Origin of the sequence: Bacillus gobiensis (assembly GCF_001278705.1) — a bacterium.
GTDB classification, from domain to species: domain Bacteria; phylum Bacillota; class Bacilli; order Bacillales; family Bacillaceae; genus Bacillus; species Bacillus gobiensis.
The window spans coordinates 1,104,576-1,125,829 of the sequence record NZ_CP012600.1 but is presented as its reverse complement, the minus strand read 5'-3'; the positions used below and the strand labels follow the sequence as shown (position 1 = coordinate 1,125,829).

Sequence of the window (21,254 nt, the reverse complement as noted above, 5' to 3'; positions counted from 1 at the left end):
ATCATACGGGAAAACCATCCCTCTTGGCGAAGGATGGCTATTTAGGGACCACTTTACAAACCGTGATTCTGTTCTCAGAAAATTCCTCATCGGCAATTTTCATAATATCTGAAAGCTTAATCCGTTCAAGGAATTGGACAACTTCTAGAAGATTCATTTGACTAAAGGCATATCTCGTAAATTGATTAGCGATATATTCCGGTGAATTCATTGCTTTTAAAAACTGTCCGATTTTCTTCTTTCGAGCCAATTCCATTTTTTGTTCGCTCACAATGGATGATGCTTTCAGCAAAGTTTCTTGCAGAGCGCTTGCCAGTTCGTCCGGAGAATCGGTATCCCCTCCGACAGACACGAAGCCAAATCCATACTCTTCGGTGTAATCATAGCTGAATGTCTCGTCAATCAATCCTTTTTCGTAAAGCTCTTCATAGTTGGAAGAGCTCTTGCCGAACAAGCATTCAAGCAGCAAATTCATTGCCAGCTCATGGGTAAGCAGCTCATCTCCTTGTTTGAATGGATTTTTCGCTTTTACTCCAACTAAGCATTTGGATCGCTGCACACTCATTTTAATTTCATTTACTTTTTTTATAACATGGTCGGGATCTTTAATATCCTTTCTGGCGATTTCCGGCTGATCCGTAAAAGGTTTCTTCTCTTGATTTTCCCTGACCTGTGTAATAATTGCCTCAGGATCTACCGGACCAACGACAAACAACAGCATGTTGCTCGGATGATAAAACGTGTTGTAGCATTCGTACAGCAAATCTTTTGTAATATGAGAAATGCTTTCTACTGTTCCGGCGATATCAATTTTAACAGGATGCTCTTCATACATATTCTGGATCAAACCGAAAAACAGCCGCCAATCAGGATTATCCTCATACATGTGAATTTCCTGTCCGATAATCCCTTTTTCTTTTTCTACCGTTTTTTCTGTGAAGTAAGGATCTTGAACAAAGTCGATCAATGTTTCCAGATTGCGCTCGACATTTGAGGTGCTTGAAAACAAATAAGCGGTCCGTGTAAAGGAAGTAAACGCGTTGGCTGAAGCGCCATGCTTGCTAAATTGCTGAAAAACATCGCCATCTTCCTTCTCAAATAGCTTGTGCTCAAGAAAATGAGCGATCCCATCCGGCACATGGATCATCTCGTTTTTTTGCAGCGGGACAAACTGATTGTCAATAGATCCGTACTTCGTAGTAAATGTGGCATATGTTTTGTTAAATCCGGTTTTAGGAAGTACATACACCTCAAGACCGGTTTTCATTTTTTCGTGATATAAGGTTTCCTGAAGCTGTTCAAATGTCTCGGTTTTCATTTTAAGCTTCTCCCTCCGATCCCTTTAAAAAATAGGTGGTATCGAGCTCGATTTTTGCGGCTGCTTGAACGATTTCATCTTTTGTCACACGTTCAATGGCTTCAAGAATGTCTTCAACGCTTTTTTCTTCATGTGCTGCAGCCTGCTGATACAAAAGCTCTGTAACACCATGAGAGGTATCCAGCGTTTCAAGCATCTGATTTTTGATGACGGCCTTCGTTTGGGCAATTTCATCTTCCGAAAAATCCCCATTTTTCATCGCCTGAAACTGTTCTTGAATAATGGTGACGGCTTTTTCGTAATTTTTCACTTCAATTCCCGACATCACCATTAAAAGTCCTTTAAAGCTTTCGACACGGGATGCTGCATAGTAGGCAAGGCTTTCCTTTTCCCTGACATTAATGAATAGCTTTGAATGGGAAAATCCGCCGAACAGTCCATTGAAAACTTGGAGTGCCGGATAATCTTCATCGCCGTAATGAATGTTTGTTCTGTAGCCAATGTTTAATTTTCCTTGCTTGACATCTGAATCTTCAATAACTTCCTTAGGCTCTTGCCCGCCTTTGGCCTCGGCTGCCTGAAATAAGCGGTTCTCTCTGTCTTTAGTCTGGAAAAATTTTTCCGTCAGGTTTTGAACCTGCTGCTCGTCGATGTCCCCTACGATGTACAGATCTAGCTGATCCTCATGCAAAGCTTTTTGATACGCATCGTACAAATCTTGCTCTGTAATCTGTTCAACATCTTCAAGTTCTCCATTGACGTGTAGGGCATATGGTTCATCCTTGCACATTTCCTGCACGAGACGTAAATTTGAGTATCTCATTTTATCATCGAATACCGCTTGAATTCTTTGTTTCATCGTTCGTTTTTCCTGAGAGACATAGTGGGCGGAGAATGTATCGTTTTCCAGACCAGGGATGAAGATTATTTCTGAAAAAAGCTGCATGGCTTTTTCAAGAAGCGGCGTTTGGTCGGATAAAAACTTTTCATTCGCCACTTCCATCCGAAAGGAAATGACATGCTGTTCCCCTTTTTTCGTTAGATCCACAGAAAAAGTGGCCCCATATAACGTATCTAAGTATGCTTGGATGTCCGATGTTTTCGGATAGTTCTTCGTGCCTCTTTGAAGCACATAAGGAAATAGCGCCCGTTTCGTCACCGTCTCTTTTTGCAAAGGCGCAAGCATTTTAAAAGTTACAGTTATCGTTTTAAATTTTTCTGTTTTTATGAAATGAGCAGTTAAGCCGTTTTGTTTATGCTTCGTTTCAGTTAAGCCTTTCAATGTATGACCTCCTTTTGCTATTCTTTAATCATATGTAGAAAGATTGGTATAAATCGCTAATCCGCTTATGAATGTCATTATACCAATTGAAAAAAAATTAGGGAAACAAAAGCCCTGACTTGTTTTAGTCCGAAAAACATGAAAGCAGCAACTTCCTGTCTATTGTGTCTGCTCTATAAACAAAATATGTATGTGGTAAAGAAAAACCACAGATCACTTTAGTTTACATAATAATATTATTCAACACTAAAATAACACCCGCCAAATTGGCGGGTGTTTTGTTTAAGAAGAAAGCTCTTCATATTTTTCTTTTGATAAAAGGACTTCCCTCGGCTTGCTGCCTTCATAAGGACCGACGACTCCCCGATCCTCCATATAGTCAATTAACCTTGCAGCCCGAGTGTATCCGATTCTGAATCGTCTTTGCAGCATAGATACTGACGCCGTCTGCATACCGACGACCAGCTCAACTGCTTCATCATATAAATCATCTGATACTTCTGCTTGCGGTTCAGAAACTTCATCAGGAATCATTTCCTCCTGATATTGTGCTTTTTGCTGTGTGATCACATAATCCACGATTTTTTCTACTTCTTCGTCAGACAAAAACGCCCCTTGTACCCGTACCGGTTTATTTGCCCCGACCGGAAGGAACAGCATGTCCCCGCGGCCCAGAAGCTTTTCCGCGCCGCCCATATCGAGAATGGTCCTTGAATCAATTTGAGAGGAAACGCTAAATGCAATCCGTGAAGGAATATTCGCTTTAATGACCCCTGTAATGACATCAACAGAAGGACGTTGAGTCGCGATAATCATATGGATTCCGGCTGCCCTTGCCATTTGCGACAGTCTTGTTATGCTGTCCTCCACATCGGATGAAGCCACCATCATTAAGTCGGCGAGCTCATCGACGATCACAACGATATATGGAAGCTCCGCCTGCATAGCGCCTTCTTCCTGATTGCTTCTTTTGATATAGTCGTTAAAGCCTTCGATATTACGCGTACCGGTATGTGAAAACAATTCATATCTTCGCTCCATCTCGTTAACGACCTTTTTCAGCGCTTGTGAAGCTTTTTTCGGATCGGTCACGACCGGCGCAAGAAGATGCGGAATTCCATTGTACACGTTAAGCTCAACCATTTTTGGGTCAATCATCATCAGCTTCACTTCATGCGGCTTCGCTCTCATAAGAATGCTGATGATAATTCCATTTACGCAAACGCTTTTTCCGCTTCCGGTCGCGCCTGCAACGAGTAAATGAGGCATTTTGTTTAACTCGGCAAGCACCGCTTCACCGGAAATATTACGACCAAGCCCAATCAAAAGCTTGGCGTCCGGCCGGTCATTGAGCTTGGATTCCAGCACCTCCCGCAAGGAAACCATCGCAACTTCAGCATTCGGTACCTCGATTCCAATTGCTGATTTTCCCGGAATCGGCGCTTCAATCCGGATATCCTTCGCAGCAAGGGCAAGAGCCAAATCATCGCTTAAATTAACGATTTTGCTTACTTTTACACCTACATCCGGGTAAACTTCATACTTTGTCACCGCTGGTCCAAGATGAACTTGAGTCACTTTTGCCTTAACTCCGAAGCTTTGAAACGTCCGCTCAAGCTTTCTTGCATTCTCATAAATATTTTTCTTATCCGTTAGCTGGCCGGAATGAGCCGGCTGGGAAAGAGACTCAATCGAGGGAAGATGGTAATCCTTGTTTTCCGGTTCAGAAAACGTAATGGCTACATTTTCATTTGCAGGAGATTCACCTGATTCTTCTGTTTTGTTTTTTGCTGCGGGTGCTTTTTGCCCGGAGCCAGGTTGTTCATCCTCAGGAATTTCAGATTGAAAATCATCCCGATCAGAAAAGCTTGAGATGATGGGCTCACTGTGAACCGGCTGAGATGGTTCCGGCTCCCAGGCGTCTTCAACATCTTTTTCTTCAGCGGGCTTTTTCCGGACCTTCTGTTTTTTTGCAGATTTCGTTTTTGAAGATTTTGCACCTGCCCGGAGCTGCTTTAGATCATCGATAAAAGAAGACCATTGGTTCTGGAAAAAACGGAACACCGGACCGCCAAATTTTTTCAGCATCTCCTGCAGGGATCTGTCAGTAATCAGGACAATCCCGATCAAGATAAGCAAAATCGCCACCAGACGCGATCCAAATGAAGCAAACAGGAAATACGAGGCGGCAAATAAAACGGCGCCGATCATGCCGCCACCGAGATCTGCTTGTCCCCGTTGTCCTTTTAATTCCTCACTAAACAGCTCCCATGTTACCCTGATTACACTCGGAGAATGCATGCCATTTGCCGCATTTTGAAAAAGCATAATGTGAGAGAGCAAGAGTATACTTGCAATGATGCAATAAACCCCAGCTTTTCTCCTCGTAAAAAACGTTGGGGTTTTTTTCTTCCAAAATACTGAAACACCAATTAAAAATAAAGAAATAAGACAAAGGATAAACCATTCGCCCATAAAAAAACGGAACAAATAAACAAACGTATTGCCGACGACTCCAAGTTGAAGAACGGCAATAATCGAAATTGCGATACATAATAAGCCATATAGCTCATATTTAATCGATAATTTCTTCACCGATTTTTTTTTTGACCTGCGTTTTGTTTTTGCCAATCTCATCACCTTACCGAAAAATTCTATACCGAATAACAAAAGCAGCCTAATCTGGCTGCAACAAAAATCTTACTTCATTATACCATACAAGCTGTTCCAAGCTAAAACCTATTTCAAGCTCAGCTTTATTTTTTGGCCGGGGTTTACTTCCTGTTGAAGAAAATGCATCGGGTCTGTACTCATGACCTGAATAATCTCTGCTTCATCACCGGCAATTTCGACAAGCACAGGGATCCCATTTACTTCTGTCAATTGCCGGTTTGCAGCGTCTTTTTCGTTATTGGCAAAAACGATTTCCAGCGGAGTCGTTGTATATAATATCACTGCAATAACTCCCCATTCTTTTGATTCCCTTTTTCAATTAGCTCATTTAGCTTTTTGATCGCCTGTCCTACTCCTCCGACCTCATTGATTAACCCAAATTTTACAGCGTCTTTACCGATGACATTCGTACCGATATCTCTTGTTAAATTACCTTTTGAGAGCATTAACTCTTTGAATTTCTCATCCGATATTTCGGAGTGGGCCGTAACAAAGTTGATGACGCGTTCCTGCATTTTGTCCAAATATTCAAAGGTTTGCGGAACACCGATGACAAGACCTGTCAGCCTGACGGGATGAATGGTCATCGTTGCAGATTCTGCAATATAAGAATAATCACATGACACTGCAATCGGCACTCCGATGCTATGGCCACCTCCAAGTACAATGGATACGGTCGGTTTTGAAAGAGAGGCAAGCATTTCTGCAATCGCAAGACCAGCTTCCACGTCTCCTCCTACAGTATTTAAAATGATTAGCAATCCTTCAATTTTAGAATTTTGTTCAACAGCTACTATTTGCGGTATCACATGCTCATATTTTGTCGTTTTGTTTTGCGGCGGCAATTGTACATGCCCTTCGATTTGACCTATGATCGTTAAACAGTGGATATTTGTATCCTGCCCCATTTGCGGAAGATTCGTTTCTCCCATCTGCTGGATCTTGTTGAGGATGTTTTCTTTTTCCGGCTGTTTTTTCGGTTCTTCCTGAGGGTAATCTCCAGCATTTGTGTCTGCATGATTCTTGCTCATATGCACCACCCTTTCCAAGTGTTCTTTGGATAGTATTTTCATGAGGCGCACTTTTCATGCCTTGACATAAGAAAAAACCGGGATCGTCCCGGTTTAAACTTCCATAATGATCGGAATGATCATCGGCTTGCGTTTGGTTTTTTCGTATAAAAATTGGTTGAGTTTATCTCTCATGTTTTGTTTTAGAGTCGACCATTCCACGATCGAATTCTCAGTATTCTCAACAGTAATCTGACGAACCAGCTCTGTCGCTTGCACGATTAGCTGTTCAGATTCCCTGACATACACAAATCCGCGGGTTATGATTTCAGGACCGGCTACCAGCTGTTTTTTCTTTTTATCCAAAGTAACCACAACGATAAGAATACCATCCTGAGAGAGCAAGCGACGGTCCCTGAGAACAATATTTCCGATATCGCCTACCCCTAATCCGTCAATTAGTATATTACCGTACGTCACTTTCTCGCCGACTTTCACGTTTTGGCCGCGGAATTCCACAACGTCTCCCTTATCCAGCAAAAAGATATCGCTCCGCTTCATGCCGGTTTCTTCTGCTAGTTTGGAGTGGGCTTTTTGCATCCTGTATTCCCCGTTGACCGGAATCAAATACTTCGGCTTCATCAAATTCAGCATCAGCTTCAACTCTTCCTGAAAGCCATGTCCCGTTACGTGGACACGTTTTTGGGCAAAAACAACGTTTGCTCCTGCACGCGTTAACAGATTGACTGTTTTTGAGTAGATAAGCTCATGTCCGGGTATTGGCGTAGATGCAATAAGAATCGTGTCGCCTTCTTCGATTGAGATTTGCTTATGGCCTTGGCGCACCATTTTCGTAAGTGCCGCAAGCGGTTCGCCATGGCTTCCCGCGGTTAAAACAACCACTTGATTTTTTGGTTGGTTTTTTATTTCCTGCAGCGGGACAAATATTTCTTCTTCAACTTCAATAATACCTTGTTTTATTGCAAGCTGTAAGATGGATTGGATTTCTTTTCCGGCAATGGCGAGCTTTCTGCCGTGTTGAATAGCTGCATCGATTACCTGCTGGATTCTGATTACATTCGATGCTGCGACTGCAACGATCACCCTGTTTTCCGATCCGTAAATAGCGTCTGAAATTTCAGCTTTTACTACGGCTTCCGATGGTGTATACCCCGGCTTCTCAGCGTTAGCGCTGTCTGATAAAAGACACAAAACCCCTTCTGTTCCAATGTTCGCCATCTTGCCGATATCACTTGCCTGTGTGGCAGAAGGCGTTTGGTCAAATTTAAAATCCCCGGTACAAACGATGGAGCCTAAAGACGTTTTAAAGCTGACTCCTACTGAATCTGGGATGCTGTGATTTGTTCTGAAAAACGATACTTTTGTTGAATTGAACGTAATCACGGAATCTGAATGAATTTCACGAAAATCCGCTTTTGAAGATGGACGAAACTGCTTAAAATTTTCTTTTAATAAAGCAAGAGTTAGTTTTGTTCCGTAGACAGGTACTGAAAATTTGTTTAAACAATAAAAAACGCCACCAATGCTTTCTTCGTGGCCGTGAGTTAAAAAGATTGCTTTTACACGATCAGACCGTTCGATTAAATAACTGATATCAGGGATCACTACGTCAATTCCAAGCATTTCATTTTCAGGATGCATAAGCCCTGCATCAACAATGAAGATCTCGGAATCAATTTCAATCACATAGAGATTTTTGCCAATCTCCCCTACCCCTCCAAGGGCGATAATTCGAATATTTTCTGTATTTTTCTTTTTCAAATTCTAATCCTCCTAATCTCTCTTGCCCGTTCAAAACAATTATCTTTATTATAACTGAACTTGAATTTATAAAACAAGCGAATCACCATATTAGGTTTTCGTGTATGTATCAATTTAAACAGACAGCCGCTCTCTTTTTCATGAGAGCGGCTGTCCTTACGTATATTTCGCAGGCAAAAAATCTGTCCGCGAAATATTTAAAATTTTGCTTAAAGAAATTTTTCTATTATCGATGATAGGCATTCAGTACGAAGCTTAAATTATTTCTCTCATTCTCTGTCAATGGAATAAGCGGCATCCGTACAGGTCCCACATCCAAGCCCTTCATTTGCAATGCTGTTTTTACAGGCGTCGGACTCGGCGCTGAAAAAAGCTCTTTCATGATAGGGAGCAGGCTTTGATGAAGCGATGCTGCTTTACCTATCTCTCCTGCTTTGAAGCTTGTGACCATTTCCTGCATGTCGTTTCCAACAACATGGGAAGCGACAGATACAACGCCTCTTCCTCCTAGAGAAAGAATAGGCAATGTCAAACTGTCGTCTCCGGAGTAAACGAGAAAACGATCATCCGTTTCCGAAATGATGGTTGTAATTGCATCCAGATTGCCGCTTGCTTCCTTCACTGCGACAATATTCGGCAGGTCAGAAAGACGCACAATCGTTTCCGGCAGAAGCGAGGAAGCTGTTCTGCCCGGTACATTGTACAGCATAATTGGCAGCGGAGTTTCTTCCGCAATTGCCTTGAAGTGCTGATACATTCCTTCCTGGCTTGGTTTATTGTAATACGGAACGACCAGCATAATCGCGTCAACGCCTGCTTCTTCTGCTTTTTTTGTCAATTGTATGGATGCTTTCGTATTATTGCTGCCAGTACCTGCAATGACGGGTACACGTCCGTTCACTTCTTTGACGACAAACTGAAACAAAGCGGCTTTCTCTTCTGTCGTTAATGTAGGGGATTCTCCGGTTGTTCCAGCTACGACGATCGAATCGGTACCGTTTCTTAATAAATATTCAATTAATGTCGATAGTTTTTGAAAGTCGATATTTTCCTTTTTGTCAAAAGGGGTGACCATTGCGGTTGAAATATTTCCGAAATCCATTTTTTTCACCTCATCATGATTCAATCACATTTATTTTGAAAGTTCAAATGCTTCGTGAAGCGCATTTACAGCTGATGCCAGATTTTCTTCATGCACGAGCACCCAAATCGTAGTATGGCTGTCCGCGGATTGCAGGATTGATATCTCTTTTTCCGACAGGGCAGAAACGATTTTGGAGGTCACGCCTGGTACTCCCATTATTCCTGCACCAACCGCAGAAACCTTCGCACAATTTCGTGTAATGACCGGGCGGTAGCCAAGCTCCTTCAAAATTCTTTCCGCAAGCTCAGCGACTTGTCCCGGGACTGTATAAACAATTTCACTCGGAGTAATGTTGAAAAAATCGACGCTGATTTCAGCATTAGCCATCGCTTTAAACACTTCCGTCTGAACCGTAAACTGTCCTTCTTTTGCTGGGACTTTAATCTGGGTCACATTGCTGACATGTGCAATTCCAGTAATCAGGCGCTCGTATACGTCGCTGCCTGCTTTATCCGTGTGATGGGAAGTGACTAGCGTGCCGGGATCGTTTGAAAAAGTTGATCGAATCCTAATCGGAACCTTTGCCTGCATCGCGATTTCTACCGCTCTTGGATGAATGACTTTTGCTCCCTGATAGGCCAGATTGCAGATTTCTGTATACGTGACCAATGAAAGCGGCTTTGCGTTTTCAACAATTCGCGGATCTGCTGTCATTACACCCGCCACATCTGTAAAAATATCAATAAATTCAGCATCTAATGCAGCGCCTAATGCAGCAGCCGATGTATCGCTTCCTCCACGGCCGATTGTAGTGACATTTCCCTTTTCCGTAGCTCCCTGAAATCCGGCAACAACGACTACGTCATTTTCTGCCAAATAACTGATGAGCCGTTCAGTTTTCATTTCAATTATTTTTGCATTCGTATAATTGTCATCTGTCACAAAGCCAGCTTGAGCACCGGTAAGTGCTGTAGATTTGATTCCGTTTTCTCTAAGCATGCTGGCAAACACAACAGAAGAAATCGTTTCTCCGCAGGACAGCAGCAAATCCTGTTCTCTTTCCGAAACCGCCGATACCCCTCCATAAAGAAGGCCTAACAAGGAATCCGTCGCATAAGGATCGCCGTTTCTACCCATAGCAGACACAACAACCACTGATTTGTAGCCGTTTTTTATCGCTTCTGTAATATGGGCGAGAGCGCGTTTTCTGCCGTATTCATCCTTTACAGATGTTCCGCCAAATTTTTGCACGATTATTTTCACTTTTTTCACTCCAAGCCTGCGGACGTAACAGAAGAGAGCTGGCTATCTGAACCCAACTCTCTTCAACTTACCCGCGTTTCCAAAAAAATCAGAATTAGACCAGATTTAATGCCCTTAATCGTTCAGCGATTTGTACCGAATTCCAGGCTGCACCCTTTAATAGGTTGTCTGAGACGATCCATAGGTGAAAGCCGTTCGGCCGATCTAAATCTTTTCGTATTCTACCTACAAAAACATCGTTTAAGCCCACTGCATATGCCGGCATTGGATAGATTTGATTCTCCGGATCATCCTGAAGGGTAATGCCAGGTGAAGATTTCAGCAAATCCTTTACATCTTCAACCGAAACGTCGTCTCGATCCAATTCGATGTATACAGATTCCGAGTGTCCGGTTTCAATCGGAAGCCTCACACATGTAGCAGCCACTTCAAGCTCGGGCATGTGCATGATTTTTTTCGTTTCGTTAATCATTTTCATTTCTTCAAATGTATAGCCGTTCTCTACAAATTTATCAATTTGCGGAATGGCGTTAAATGCGATTTGATAGTGCTTCTTATCTCCTTTTACCGGCATCACTTGCGGCTCATACTCTTCATTATCCAGAATCGCCTTAGTCTGGCTGTACAATTCATCTGAAGCGACTGTACCGGCTCCGGATACCGCTTGATAAGTAGACACAATCACTTTATTTAAACCGAACGATTTTCTGAGCGGCTCCAGTGCAACTACCATTTGGATCGTAGAACAATTCGGATTGGCAATTATGCCTTGATGCTGTTGCAAATCGCCTTCATTGACCTCAGGTACGATTAGAGGAGTATTTTCATCCATTCGGAATGCACTCGTGTTATCAATCACGATCGCACCTCTTTTTACCGCTTCTGGAGCAAGCTCTTTTGAAACACTTCCCCCTGCGCTGAATAAAGCAATATGAACGCCTTCGAAGCTTTCTGGAGTCGCTTCTTCAACGGTATATTCTTTTCCATTAAACAATACCTTCGTACCAGCTGAACGTTTGGATGAAAGCAACGATAGCTTCTCCAGTTCAAACTGCCGATTTTCAAGTGTTTTCAACATTTGCTGTCCTACAGCACCTGTCGCTCCAACTACTGCTACATGCAATCCAGTTCCCATGATAAATCTCCTTCCAACTCTCAAGTAGCTAAACAATTTACCTTATATTCTAACATAGAATAGAGGGGAAGATGGTGATTTATTTTTTCTATTTATATCCTGATCTCTTATATGGCAAGATGCGAGCCAATAATTATCGGTTGAAGCTGCTTATGCTCTAACGCATGTTCTACCGTTTTCAATAAGTATTCCATATGTGCTACCATCGAGTTCGGCTTATTAATGGGATCGTCCTGGCCAAAAGGAATGAAATAAATATTTTTGCCCGAGATTAATTTCATTAAGTTTACGCCGTTAAAGCCAAGAGCATCGTTTGTTGAGATTCCGAGCACAACCGGGTTGCTGTTTCTCATGGTCGCCTTTGCTGCCATCAACACGGGAGAGTCTGTCATAGCGTTTGCCAGTTTGCTCATGGAATTTCCTGTTAATGGAGCAATAACCATACAGTCAAGCGGCAGCTTAGGTCCAAGTGGTTCTGCTTTTGGGATCGTATCGATGACAGAGAAGCCTGTGACATCTTCAATTCGTTTCACCCATTCTTCTCCTTCACCAAAACGAGTGACCGTTGATTTCACAGTATTTGTGACAATCGGCCTGACTTCCGCCCCGCCTTGAACCAGCTTTTCAATTTGCGGGAACACTGCGTCATATGTGCAATGGGACCCGGTGAGACCAAAACCGATTCGTTTACCTTTTAAAGACATGTTATTTCTCCTTTCCTTCTGCAATCGATCCGGATATTAGCATACTTAAGACATTCGCAATGATTTTCCCGGCTGTTTTTGGGGCGACGATCCCCGGCAATCCTGGAGCCATTAATGCTTTGATTCCTTGCTTTTCCGCAAAATCAAAGTCGGTTCCCCCAGGTTGTGATGCGACATCAATAATGAGAGTTTTTGGGGTCATTCTTAGTAATACTTTTTGATCAAGAACTTTGGCAGGAATGGTGTTGATGCATATATCAACTGGCTCAATGAAGTCCTTCAGCACTTTAATATGGACTGGAGTCAATCCCATTTCCGTTATCCTTGCAAGCTGAGCCGATTCGTTTGCTGCTACCGAAACTTTTGCGCCAATTGCCGAAAAGGTACGGGCAATGCTCATGCCGATCCTTCCCAGTCCTAACACCATCACTCTTGACCCGTGAATGGTATAATCCGTGTGCTGGATGGCCATCATTAAAATTCCTTCCACTGTCGGAATCGAATTGTAAATCGCCACATCATCCCGTTCAAACAGCTGAACCAGCTTACGGTTTGCAGATTGTGTCAACGTATTTAAGTAATTGTTTGATATTCCGGAATATACCACGCAATGCGGGGGTGTTTTATCCAGCATCTCTTTCGTAAGTACAACCTCTTCGTTTGAAAAAACAGTTGCCACCACTCCCTCTAAGGAAGTAGCTGATACAGGCAAAATCAAGCAGTCCATTTCTCCAAATTTCAATTCGTTGATCTTAACCTTTGTAGCTCCGGTAAACCCGTGATCAAGCTGGTCAAAACCAATTAAATAAACGGAAGCATTTTGTTCTGTCAATTTTCTTATAACTTCGAGCTGTCGTGCGTCACCGCCTATAATTGCAACTTTTAATCCGGTTAACATTTGTATGAGCCACCTTTTTATATACTAGTCATCTAACTGCATTAGCTCCTATGTATCATATGAAAAAACAAAAATGTCGGTGACGGCAAAAAGAAAGGGAATTAATTAAATTCATGAAGAAAGTGAATTCGTTTCAGCTGTGACTTCGTAGACGCTAATCTGCCTGATCCGGGATATCCCGCCTACGCTTCGCTTAGAGATGAGGGTCATAATCAGAGGAAAATGGGGAAAATAAAAAACCGGAAATCATCCGGTTTTTCTAGATTGCATCATCTGGAACATCCAAAATTATCATTTCGGAACCAATTTTTTGGATTTGCTGCCAAGGTACACGAATTTCGCTTCCCTGTCTTTTCATTCCAAACCATCTCATACTGGGAATAATCAATGCTGTAATTTGTCCATCCGTTTCATTAATTTCTAAATCTGTTTGTCCAAGAACCCCTAAACGCTCTGCACGCTTTATATCAACAATTTCTTTTCCGGATAGCTCACTCAGCCGCATTCAATCGCCTCCCTATGTACTATGTATGTTGATTTATAAAAAAAATGCCTGCCTTTTGGCAAGCATGATTTTTTACATTGGCAAGTCTCCGCTCGGGCTGATCAAAGCAAGAGCATATTCATCTGTAAACAACTGATTAGTAAGCTGGTTGACACTCTCCATACTTACACGGTTCAATTCTTCCAAAATTTCATCCATCGTTTTATGCTTCCGTAAAATCAGCTCGTTCTTTCCATTCCTGCTCATTTTACTATTCGTGCTTTCCAGGCTCAGCATCAGGCTGCCCTTCATCTGCTCCTTGCTGTTTTCAAGCTCTTTTTCGGTGATGCCGTCTTTTTTAAGCGTATGAAGCGTTTCATGAATCGTCTCGTACAGTACCTGCAGCTGATTGGCGCCTGTTCCGCCGTATATCGTCAGCATGCCGCTATCCCGAAACGAGCTGTGATAGCTGTAAATCGAGTAAGCGAGGCCTTTGTCCTCCCTAACCTCTTGAAACAGCCTGCTGCTCATGCTTCCTCCAAGGATATTGTTAAGTACAATTAAATCATAAATGCGTTTATGGCCGACTTCCAACCCTTTAAAACCTAAGCATAAATGTGCCTGTTCTGTCTCTTTTTTTCTGCTTAATTTTTGTTGGAAAAAAGTGGGTTCGGCAAGTGTTTCTGGAGAACTTGCAGATTCATAAGCTCCGAAATGAGCTTCTACGTTTTTAATAAACGCCTCATCTACATTTCCGGCAATTGACACAACCACTTTGTCGGGCGAATAATATTTATCCATATATGAACGAATATGATCTTCATCAAAAGTGCCTAGTGATTCTTCGGTTCCTAAAATCGGATATCCTAACGGATGATTCTCATATACCGATTTGCTTAACAGGTCATGAACGATGTCATCCGGAGTATCTTCGTACATTTTAATTTCTTCATAGACTACATTTTTTTCTTTCCTCAGCTCTTCGCGATCAAATGTTGAATGAAAAAACATATCCGCTAAGATATCGAGAGCATAGCTTGCATGCTCATCCAAGACCTTCGCATAATAACAAGTATACTCTTTTGACGTAAACGCATTGACCTGGCCGCCGATTCGGTCGAAAGCTTCAGCGATCTCTCTGGCCGAACGGTTTTTTGTACCCTTAAAAAGCATATGTTCAATAAAATGGGAAATTCCGTTGTTATCTGGTGTTTCGTATCTCGAACCAGTTCCGATCCATACACCTATAGCAACAGACCGAACGGTAGGGTTGTTTTCTAAAACCACTCGAACACCATTATTGCATGTATATTGTTTAATCATTGTTGTTCCTCCTATTTCAGCCGGACCGACATTTCACTTAATTAATGATTCTAGTTTCATCCATTAAATCCGTAACGGTTCCGAGTGAGTAGCCTTTCTTTTTTAGTTGAATGATAAGTGATTCAAGGCTTCTTGATGAAGAAGCTGTAGGATGCATCAATATCATAGCTCCATTATGTACTTTGCTTAATACTCGGTTGATTAACACATCCGGTGACGGCTTTCGCCAATCGATCGTATCCACTGTCCACATAATGGTTCCCATGCCCTTGCTGGACGCAATCTCAACCACATCTTGCCGGTAGCTGCCGCTCGGGGGCGCAAACCATTTCACTGTCACTCCAAGTGTTTCTTTAATCTGGCTATTTGTGCTGGTTAACTGTTCCGCAATTCGATTCTTTGTCAGTTTGCTCATATCTGGATGATTGTATGAATGGTTTCCGATTTCGTGCCCGGCTTTCACGATTTTTTTTGCAAGCTCAGGATTATTTTTCGTCCATTTTCCCTCAAGAAAAAACGTCGCTTTCACTTGATGTTTTTTTAATACTGGAAGCATTTTTTCTAAGTACTCATTGCCCCAGGCAACATTAATTAAAAAGGTCACCATAGGTTTATCAGGATGTCCTTTATAGATTGGAGCTGAACCCAGGTCATTTAAATGAATGCGCGGCTTGATTTGGTCATATACTAGCAATTCTTTATCAAATGTGCCATTCTTCTTCATTTTCTGATAAGATTTTTCCACATTTACTTTTATGCCATTGTATCCGGGTATCGCTTTCCAAATTTGATCGACCTTTGCATCTTGAGGTTTTCTTTCATATTTTCCCGCTTCGTTTGAAATCTCCAAATATAGTGGGTTTCGGCTAACTGCGGGCGTTGTATTTTCATTAGGAGTTTTGCCAATTATGAATAAAGAAGGGATATCGATTATGGTTTGAATGCTGACAAATAAAATAAACAAAAAACAGACGAACGCAGTCACTTTTCTTTTTATCAAAGCAAGTCCTCCTCCTTCTCATTCACAAGCTATGTGAAAAAAGGACGAGGTAGAACCTTGCCAGGAAAAACAAAGAAGCCGGGTCTCCCAGGCTTCTAACTTTTTTGCTTCACTAGTAAGCATCAGAACTTTTAGCGGCATAAACAACTCCCGCATTTCATCCAAACGGGCGGGAGAAGTCCGCTTGATCCGCTAGTAATGGTTTTCCTGAAAAAACCTTAGGAGTTTTGCTCTTCTTTTTCTTTTTGTTCTCTTAATACAACTTTGCGGGACAGGTTTACTCTTCCTTGCTTGTCAATTTCGGTTACTTTAACCAGGATTTCATCACCGATTTTGACAACATCTTCAACTTTCCCTACACGCTCAAGCGCGAGTTCAGATATGTGAACAAGACCGTCTTTTCCGCTGAAAAGTTCAACAAAGGCACCGAATTTTTCAATGCGTTTGACTTTTCCAAGATACATTTGCCCCACTTCAACTTCTCTCACCAAATCTTCAATGATTTTTTTAGCTTTTTGATTCATGCTTTCATCAGTAGATGAGATAAAAATGGTTCCATCTTGTTCAATATCAATTTTCACACCGGTATCTTCGATGATTTTATTAATTTGTTTTCCGCTTGGTCCGATAACATCACGGATTTTATCAGGATTAATATACATCGTTAAGATTTTCGGTGCATAAGGAGAGAGCTCCGTCCTGGATTCACCAAGAGTTGCCAGCATGCTTTTTAAAATTTCCATTCTGCCGATTTTAGCTTGCTGAAGCGCTTCTTCTAAAATCTCTCTGGACAATCCTTCAATCTTAATGTCCATTTGCAGGGCAGTTACCCCGTTTGCAGTACCGGCCACTTTAAAGTCCATGTCGCCTAATGCGTCTTCCATTCCTTGAATGTCTGTAAGGACTGAGTAAAAATCGCCTGATTTGACGAGACCCATAGCAATTCCGGCAACCGGTGCTTTGATTGGAACTCCGGCGTCCATCATAGCCAATGTGCTGGCGCAAATACTTGCCTGGGACGTCGATCCATTAGATTCCAATACCTCTGACACTAGACGCACGGTGTATGGGAAATCCTTTTCGGAAGGGATCACAGGCTCAAGTGCCCGCTCACCTAATGCACCGTGGCCGATTTCACGTCGTCCTGGCCCGCGCATTGGACCTGTTTCACCGACACTGAATTGCGGAAAGTTGTAGTGGTGCATAAACCGTTTTGATTCTTCTACGCCAAGGCCATCCAAAATTTGAACGTCCCCAAGAGCACCTAACGTACAAATACTGAGCGCTTGGGTCTGTCCCCTTGTAAATAATCCTGAACCGTGGGTGCGCGAAAGCAGCCCAACCTCGGATGACAGTGGGCGAATTTCTTCAAGACCCCTTCCATCCGGACGGATTTTTTCTTCTGTAATGAGACGGCGAACTTCGTCTTTCACAAGTTTTGAAAGGATATCCTTTACTTGATTAATCGTTGCTTCATCATGTTCTTCTTCTTCAAACTTTGCAACAACTTGATTTTTCACTTCAGTAATTGCATCTTCGCGGGCATGCTTTTCGTGTACCTTGATCGCAGCTAGCAAATCTTTTTCTGCGACCGATTTCACTTCGCTTACGAGCTGTGAATCAATTTCATAGAGGTCAATTTTTGCTTTTTCTTTCCCAATTGCCGCCGCGATTTCTTCTTGGAACGCAATTAATCGCTTAATTTCCTCATGGCCGAACATAATTGCTTCAAGCATGACTTCTTCAGGCACTTCATCAGCACCAGCTTCAACCATGTTAATGGCATCCTTCGTCCCGGCAACGATTAAATGGATATCGCTTTCTTCCAGCTGTTTGACATTGGGATTAATGATCATTTCACCGTTTACTCTTCCTACAGTCACTCCGGCAATCGGGCCTTCAAATGGAATATCTGAAACACACAGAGCGAGAGATGAGCCGAACATGGCTGCCATTTCTGAAGAACAATCCTGATCCACACTCATTACGATGCTGACGACCTGTACTTCATTTCGGAATCCGTCTGCAAACAATGGCCGAATCGGACGGTCAATTAAACGACTTGCCAATATTGCTTTTTCACTTGGCCTTCCTTCTCTCTTAATAAATCCTCCGGGGATTTTACCGACTGCATAAAGCCTTTCCTCGTAATTTACTGTTAAAGGAAAGAAGCTGACCGCTTTCGGCTCCTTAGAGGCAGTTGCTGTACTAAGAACAGCTGTTTCCCCATATCGGATCATTACTGCGCCGTTTGCTTGTTTTGCCAGCTGGCCGGTTTCAACAGTTAATGTTCTTCCGGCCCAGTCTAAGGTAAAGACATGTTTATCTTGTCCCATTTCGATTCTTGGCTCCTCTCTTTTTATGATTTGGATGGTAGTCCTATTATGGCCGAGATAAATTTATCATATCACTAGTTATCATTATGTAAGCCCGGCAAATGTTTTTATACGATAAAAAAGCGGGAAAACTCCCGCTTTTTGTGATTATCGACGTAAACCTAGTTTATTGATTAACTCACGATAACGTGTTACGTCTTTATTACGTAAGTACGTTAACAGATTACGGCGTTTCCCTACCATTTTTAAAAGACCGCGACGTGAATGGTGATCTTTTTTGTGTGTGCGTAGGTGCTCGTTCAAATTGTTAATCGAATCTGTTAGGATAGCAATCTGAACCTCTGGAGAACCAGTGTCAGATTCATGAGTTTTGAACTCACTGATGAGTTGATTTTTACGCTCTTGAGTAATGGCCATCCTTGTTTCACCTCCAATTTCATAATTAGCCCCAATTACCCAGCAATCGTCGGTGATTCGAATTGCCAAGCAATGGTTTTAAAGCTACGGATACTATCATACCAACCCTTGACACAAAAATCAAGTTGTTCTCTCAGAACTTTTGCACATCGGAAGCTTTTCATCAAAGCGTTTTAAATCTTCGTATGCTTGTTCCTTATCTTTTGAGATTTGCTCAATTAATTCATTAATGCCATTAAATTTTTGTTCACTTCTGATTCTCTTCATCCAATTGATCGTTAATTCTTTTCCATAAATCATTTCATCGAAGTTAAATAAGTGAACTTCAATAGAGGGCAAAGAGGCCCGCTCTTTTTTAAAAGTTGGCTTATAACCTATATTACAAACACCTTTAATCGCCTTGCCGTCCAATTCAGCTATTACCGAATAAACACCTGTCGGCGGGACAATATATGGATCTGAAAGTTCGGTATTGGCTGTCGGAAAACCGATCGTCCTCCCCCTCTTATCACCGTGAATAACTGTGCCTTTTACGTAGTGCGGCCTGCCAAGCAGCTCTGCAGCCAGCTGTACGTCCCCGCTCTTCAATGCTTGTCGAATTAAGGTTGAGCTTATTTTGCTGTCATCGCGGCTCAATCTTTTTACTGTCGTACTTTTGACGGCATCCCTTGAAAATGAAGGGAAATTCTCCATGTTTCCTTTCCCCATGTGACCAAATGAAAAATCAAAACCTGCTGTGATGTGCTTCACATTCAAGTTTATGATATAGTTATCGACAAATTCCTGGGGAGTAAGCGATGCAAAAATAGGAGTAAATTCAACAATATAAAGGATATCAACACCTAATGACTCAATCAAACGTTCTTTTTCCCGAATGGGAGTGATAACATCCTTCGGCTCGCTTTCCTTTTTTAAAACGGATGTTGGATGAGGGTAGAACGTCATGACTGCCGTCTTTCGCTTTTCCAGCTCTGCGATGTCCTTGGCTGTTTGAATGACTTTTTGGTGGCCAAGGTGAACACCGTCAAAATAGCCTAATGCCATGACAGTCTCTGGGAGATCCCCCCGGGTAAATGAATGAGGATGAGAAATATGTATTGTCTTCACAGAACGTTCACCTTTTCTAATCTTTACGAGTTTCCTGCCAGTACTTTCGCAGGTTTGAGCAGTCCCGGTTTTGAAGGGTGCAGCTGGTAAATAGCCATGCATAAGCCTTCTTTTGAATAAATAACTACTCTATCGCTTTCCCCTAAGTTCCGGAACTGTTCGGGAATTTCCAGTACAGCGCCGTTTTCTACTTTCTTAGCTAATGTATCACTTATTACCCATTTCGGCAAATGATTAAGTGCTCGTTCGATCGGCAGCAAAAGATCATCCTTAACGCCGGTTTCAATTTTTTCTATTATTTCTTCAAATGTAACACATTCATCTAAAGTAAAATCCCCTGATGCCGTCCGAACCAAATGGGACATATGCGCAGGATATCCGAGCATCTCTCCTATCGTAACAGCTAAAGTTCTTACATACGTCCCTTTTGAGCAATGTACTCTGAAACGGAAAGAAACTTTGCTGTCGTTCTGATTAATATCCGACGTTCGCTTCAATTCATGGATCGTTACAGTTCTTTCCGGCCTTTCGATTTCAATTCCTGCACGAGCATACTCGTAAAGCTTTTTCCCGTTTACTTTAACTGCTGAATACATCGGCGGGATTTGACTGATATTCCCTGTCAATTTTTCTAAAACATCGTCGATCATTGCTTCACTAATGGTTGTGGCAACTGGCTTTTTCGTGATAATATCTCCGGTTTGATCCTCTGTCGTTGTAGAGATTCCGAGGGTAACCTCTGCATCATAAGATTTGGATTTTTCGGTCAGATACTCCACTATTTTTGTTGCTTTGCCAATACAAATTGGCAAAACACCTTCAACTTCAGGGTCAAGCGTGCCGGTATGGCCTGCTTTTTTCGTTTGGAAGAGTTTACGCACCTTCATAACACAATCATGAGATGTCCAACCGACCGGCTTATGTAAAAGAAGTACTCCATTCAACGCGATTCTAACACTCCTTATGTAAATAAACTTGCCGATTCCTGGCAAGCTTATGTTTTTACATGCTGCAAAAAAGGATGGACTGCTATTCGTTCCATCCTTTTTGGCTGATTTTTCCAGGCTGAATCCACCCGCTATTTTTCTGTATCTTTATCATCGTTAATTTCGTGAATAAGTGTTTCGATTCGATTCCCGTAATCAATCGACTCGTCAAATTCAAACGAAAGTTCTGGCGTTTTTCTAAGCCTGATCCTGTTTCCAATTTCAGACCGTATAAACCCTTTTGCTTTTGCAAGGCTGCGAAGGGTCGCTTCTCTCTGTTCTTCATTTCCAAGAACTGAGATATACACTTTTGCATTTTGCAAATCGCCGGTGACTCTGACATCTGTAACAGTTATAAAGCCGATTCTTGGGTCTTTAAGCTTTCTTCCAATGATGTCGCCTAATTCTTTTTTCATTTGTTCACCAATACGGGTGGCTCTAATACTCATTCC

At 42.2% G+C, this 21,254-nt stretch carries 19 protein-coding genes; all 19 read right to left on the bottom strand.

Annotated features, from left to right (window positions below; all coding sequences use genetic code 11):
* Positions 1-37: 37 nt before the first annotated feature.
* The 19 genes from yfmH to rbfA all read right to left on the bottom strand — a co-directional run bounded on the left by yfmH (position 38) and on the right by rbfA (position 21,251).
* Entirely contained in the window at positions 38-1,318 is a 1,281-nt protein-coding gene (gene yfmH, locus AM592_RS05515) for an EF-P 5-aminopentanol modification-associated protein YfmH (RefSeq protein WP_053602860.1), read from the bottom strand.
* Position 1,319: 1 nt separating this feature from the next.
* On the bottom strand, positions 1,320-2,600 hold the full coding sequence (yfmF, locus tag AM592_RS05510) for an EF-P 5-aminopentanol modification-associated protein YfmF (protein WP_053602859.1): 1,281 nt from the start codon (positions 2,598-2,600) through the stop codon (positions 1,320-1,322).
* A 282-nt stretch (positions 2,601-2,882) separates the two neighbouring features.
* Positions 2,883-5,231 carry a DNA translocase FtsK gene (locus tag AM592_RS05505; RefSeq protein WP_053602858.1) on the bottom strand — a complete coding sequence of 783 codons (2,349 nt, stop codon included), beginning with the start codon at positions 5,229-5,231 and terminating at the stop codon, positions 2,883-2,885.
* Positions 5,232-5,339: 108 nt separating this feature from the next.
* The gene (locus AM592_RS05500) at positions 5,340-5,555 is read right to left on the bottom strand and encodes a YlzJ-like family protein (RefSeq protein WP_053602857.1); all 216 of its coding nucleotides are present in this window, start codon (positions 5,553-5,555) and stop codon (positions 5,340-5,342) included.
* A complete protein-coding gene (locus tag AM592_RS05495; protein ID WP_053602856.1) occupies positions 5,552-6,304 on the bottom strand; it encodes a ClpP family protease in 753 nt (250 codons plus the stop codon). The genes AM592_RS05500 and AM592_RS05495 overlap by 4 nt, the downstream gene beginning before the upstream one ends.
* A gap of 93 nt (positions 6,305-6,397) precedes the next feature.
* Positions 6,398-8,065: a ribonuclease J2 gene (gene rnjB / locus AM592_RS05490; protein ID WP_053602855.1), complete on the bottom strand. Its 1,668-nt coding sequence runs from the start codon at positions 8,063-8,065 to the stop codon at positions 6,398-6,400.
* Between the two features lie 226 nt (positions 8,066-8,291).
* Positions 8,292-9,167: a 4-hydroxy-tetrahydrodipicolinate synthase gene (gene dapA / locus AM592_RS05485; protein ID WP_053602854.1), complete on the bottom strand. Its 876-nt coding sequence runs from the start codon at positions 9,165-9,167 to the stop codon at positions 8,292-8,294.
* 30 nt (positions 9,168-9,197) lie between these two features.
* Positions 9,198-10,412 (bottom strand): aspartate kinase, encoded by a 1,215-nt coding sequence (gene dapG, locus AM592_RS05480; RefSeq protein WP_053602853.1) that lies wholly within the window; start codon positions 10,410-10,412, stop codon positions 9,198-9,200.
* A 94-nt stretch (positions 10,413-10,506) separates the two neighbouring features.
* Complete coding sequence (gene asd, locus AM592_RS05475) at positions 10,507-11,547, bottom strand: aspartate-semialdehyde dehydrogenase (protein WP_053602852.1); 1,041 nt, start codon at positions 11,545-11,547, stop codon at positions 10,507-10,509.
* A gap of 107 nt (positions 11,548-11,654) precedes the next feature.
* Positions 11,655-12,251: a dipicolinate synthase subunit B gene (dpaB, locus tag AM592_RS05470; protein ID WP_053602851.1), complete on the bottom strand. Its 597-nt coding sequence runs from the start codon at positions 12,249-12,251 to the stop codon at positions 11,655-11,657.
* 1 nt (position 12,252) lies between these two features.
* Entirely contained in the window at positions 12,253-13,149 is an 897-nt protein-coding gene (gene dpaA, locus AM592_RS05465) for a dipicolinic acid synthetase subunit A (protein ID WP_053602850.1), read from the bottom strand.
* A gap of 259 nt (positions 13,150-13,408) precedes the next feature.
* Positions 13,409-13,654 (bottom strand): YlmC/YmxH family sporulation protein, encoded by a 246-nt coding sequence (locus AM592_RS05460; protein WP_053602849.1) that lies wholly within the window; start codon positions 13,652-13,654, stop codon positions 13,409-13,411.
* 72 nt (positions 13,655-13,726) lie between these two features.
* Positions 13,727-14,956 carry a M16 family metallopeptidase gene (locus AM592_RS05455; protein WP_053602848.1) on the bottom strand — a complete coding sequence of 410 codons (1,230 nt, stop codon included), beginning with the start codon at positions 14,954-14,956 and terminating at the stop codon, positions 13,727-13,729.
* Positions 14,957-14,993: 37 nt separating this feature from the next.
* Positions 14,994-15,953: a polysaccharide deacetylase family protein gene (locus AM592_RS05450; protein ID WP_053606000.1), complete on the bottom strand. Its 960-nt coding sequence runs from the start codon at positions 15,951-15,953 to the stop codon at positions 14,994-14,996.
* A 221-nt stretch (positions 15,954-16,174) separates the two neighbouring features.
* A complete protein-coding gene (gene pnp, locus AM592_RS05445; protein ID WP_053602847.1) occupies positions 16,175-18,292 on the bottom strand; it encodes a polyribonucleotide nucleotidyltransferase in 2,118 nt (705 codons plus the stop codon).
* Between the two features lie 147 nt (positions 18,293-18,439).
* The gene (rpsO, locus tag AM592_RS05440) at positions 18,440-18,709 is read right to left on the bottom strand and encodes a 30S ribosomal protein S15 (protein ID WP_003154182.1); all 270 of its coding nucleotides are present in this window, start codon (positions 18,707-18,709) and stop codon (positions 18,440-18,442) included.
* A 120-nt stretch (positions 18,710-18,829) separates the two neighbouring features.
* Positions 18,830-19,816: a bifunctional riboflavin kinase/FAD synthetase gene (gene ribF, locus AM592_RS05435; protein ID WP_053602846.1), complete on the bottom strand. Its 987-nt coding sequence runs from the start codon at positions 19,814-19,816 to the stop codon at positions 18,830-18,832.
* A 23-nt stretch (positions 19,817-19,839) separates the two neighbouring features.
* Entirely contained in the window at positions 19,840-20,760 is a 921-nt protein-coding gene (gene truB / locus AM592_RS05430; RefSeq protein WP_082363749.1) for a tRNA pseudouridine(55) synthase TruB, read from the bottom strand.
* A 134-nt stretch (positions 20,761-20,894) separates the two neighbouring features.
* The gene (rbfA, locus tag AM592_RS05425; RefSeq protein ID WP_053602845.1) at positions 20,895-21,251 is read right to left on the bottom strand and encodes a 30S ribosome-binding factor RbfA; all 357 of its coding nucleotides are present in this window, start codon (positions 21,249-21,251) and stop codon (positions 20,895-20,897) included.
* Between the last annotated feature and the right edge of the window lie 3 nt (positions 21,252-21,254).

Excerpts from the sequence above, each read along its gene's own strand:
- yfmH (WP_053602860.1), bottom strand. The coding sequence starts at position 1,318 with ATGAAAACCGAGACATTTGAACAGCTTCAGGAAACCTTATATCACGAA.
- AM592_RS05495 (WP_053602856.1), bottom strand. The coding sequence starts at position 6,304 with ATGAGCAAGAATCATGCAGACACAAATGCTGGAGATTACCCTCAGGAA.
- dapA (WP_053602854.1), bottom strand. The coding sequence starts at position 9,167 with ATGGATTTCGGAAATATTTCAACCGCAATGGTCACCCCTTTTGACAAA.
- asd (WP_053602852.1), bottom strand. The coding sequence starts at position 11,547 with ATGGGAACTGGATTGCATGTAGCAGTAGTTGGAGCGACAGGTGCTGTA.
- dpaB (WP_053602851.1), bottom strand. The coding sequence starts at position 12,251 with ATGTCTTTAAAAGGTAAACGAATCGGTTTTGGTCTCACCGGGTCCCAT.
- dpaA (WP_053602850.1), bottom strand. The coding sequence starts at position 13,149 with ATGTTAACCGGATTAAAAGTTGCAATTATAGGCGGTGACGCACGACAG.
- AM592_RS05460 (WP_053602849.1), bottom strand. The coding sequence starts at position 13,654 with ATGCGGCTGAGTGAGCTATCCGGAAAAGAAATTGTTGATATAAAGCGT.
- AM592_RS05455 (WP_053602848.1), bottom strand. The coding sequence starts at position 14,956 with ATGATTAAACAATATACATGCAATAATGGTGTTCGAGTGGTTTTAGAA.
- pnp (WP_053602847.1), bottom strand. The coding sequence starts at position 18,292 with ATGGGACAAGATAAACATGTCTTTACCTTAGACTGGGCCGGAAGAACA.
- rpsO (WP_003154182.1), bottom strand. The coding sequence starts at position 18,709 with ATGGCCATTACTCAAGAGCGTAAAAATCAACTCATCAGTGAGTTCAAA.
- rbfA (WP_053602845.1), bottom strand. The coding sequence starts at position 21,251 with ATGAGTATTAGAGCCACCCGTATTGGTGAACAAATGAAAAAAGAATTA.